Origin of the sequence: Streptomyces sp. NPDC091682 (genome assembly GCF_044756625.1) — a bacterium.
GTDB lineage: Bacteria > Actinomycetota > Actinomycetes > Streptomycetales > Streptomycetaceae > Streptomyces.
In genome coordinates, this window is record NZ_JBIVTH010000068.1 from 1 (window position 1) to 1,462 (window position 1,462).

At 67.2% G+C, this 1,462-nt stretch carries 1 protein-coding gene; it reads left to right on the top strand.

The features are described from left to right. The first annotated feature begins 59 nt into the window (after positions 1–59). On the top strand, positions 60–1,271 hold the full coding sequence (locus ACIQK6_RS43075) for an IS4 family transposase (protein WP_402697822.1): 1,212 nt from the start codon (positions 60–62) through the stop codon (positions 1,269–1,271). Positions 1,272–1,462 lie beyond the last annotated feature (191 nt).

Sequence of the window (1,462 nt, forward strand, 5' to 3'; positions counted from 1 at the left end):
CAATGCCGTTGACTTTGGGGTGATTTGGCGGTTCAACGGATACCAGGGGGTGGTGTCCGATGAGCGCTCGGTTGGTGGACCGGATCGGGCTGGGGGACCTGACAGAGGTGTTTCCGCCGGAGTTGGTGGAAGCGGTGCTGGCGAAGTCCCAGTCGCGTGAGGTGAGGGTGCGGCTGCTGCCGCCGAGGCTGATGGTGTACTTCGTGCTTGCGCGGGCGTTGTTCTCCGGCGAGCCGTATCGGGAGGTCCTGCGGACGCTGGCCGAGGCAGTGCGGCGCGAGGACGGGTGGGGTGCCTGGCGGATCCCGGACAAGGCAGCGGTTTTCCGTGCCCGCCAGAACCTCGGGGTGGAGGTGCTGCGTGAGCTGCTGGTTCATGCCGGTGCAGCGGTGGCCGACAAGCGGACGCCCGGGGCGTTCTGGCGGGGTTTTCGGCTGATGGCCTTGGACGGGACGACGCTGCAGGCTGCCGACACGGAGGCCAACGAGCTCGGGCTGGGCCGACTGCGGACCAAGGCCGGCAAGGGACCCACCGGATATCCGCTGGCCCGGATCATGGTGCTGGTCGAGTCAGGAACCCACGTGGTCTGCGACGCCGCGGTTGACTCCTACCGGGTCAAGGAACGGGTTCTAGCCGAACGGCTTGCCGGCTCACTGCGGCCGGGCATGCTGGTCCTGGCCGACCGCGGCCTGCCCGGAGCCCATCTGTGGCAGCACCTGGCAGCCACCGGCGCCGACCTGCTGTGGAGGATCCCCGGCATCTGGAAACTGCCGGTCGAGGAGGTTCTCCCCGACGGTTCATGGATCTCCACCGTCCGCGGCGGGCGGGGACGCAGCGTCCGGCCGCCCCAGGACATCCGGGTCCGCGTGATCGAGTACAGCCTGGACATCCCAGGCCGTGACCAGGCCGAACGCTACCGACTCATCACCACCCTCATGGACTCCGAGACGGCGCCGGCCGCCGAACTGGCCGCCCTCTACGGTGAACGGTGGGAGGTGGAGAACACCCTCGCCGAACTGAAGACGACACAGATCGGCACCCGCACCGTCATGCCGAGCAAGAGCCCTGACCTGGTGTTCCAGGAGATTTACGCACATCTGGTGCTTTACACCGGCCTGAGGGTCCTGATGCACAGAGCAGCGGTGAACCGCAGTGAACCACTGGATCCGGACCGGCTCTCCTTCGCCGCGGCCCTGCGGGCAGCCCGCCGGAGCATCACCTCGCTGAACAGGGATTTTCCCCCCTCAGCACCTGTCCGCGGTGGCCCGTGAGCTCGAAGAGGAGATCAACCCGCCCCGCAGGCTCCGATCCGTGATCCGTCAGGCGAAGCGCAAGATGTCCCGCTTTCTGTCCTGGAACCCTGACCGGCCGCAACCACCACAGCCAACCCGTCGACCGGCAGAAAGTCTGCAGGTCATTGCGGCTGTCGCACCCTCACCAGACCCCTAAGTCAACGGCATTG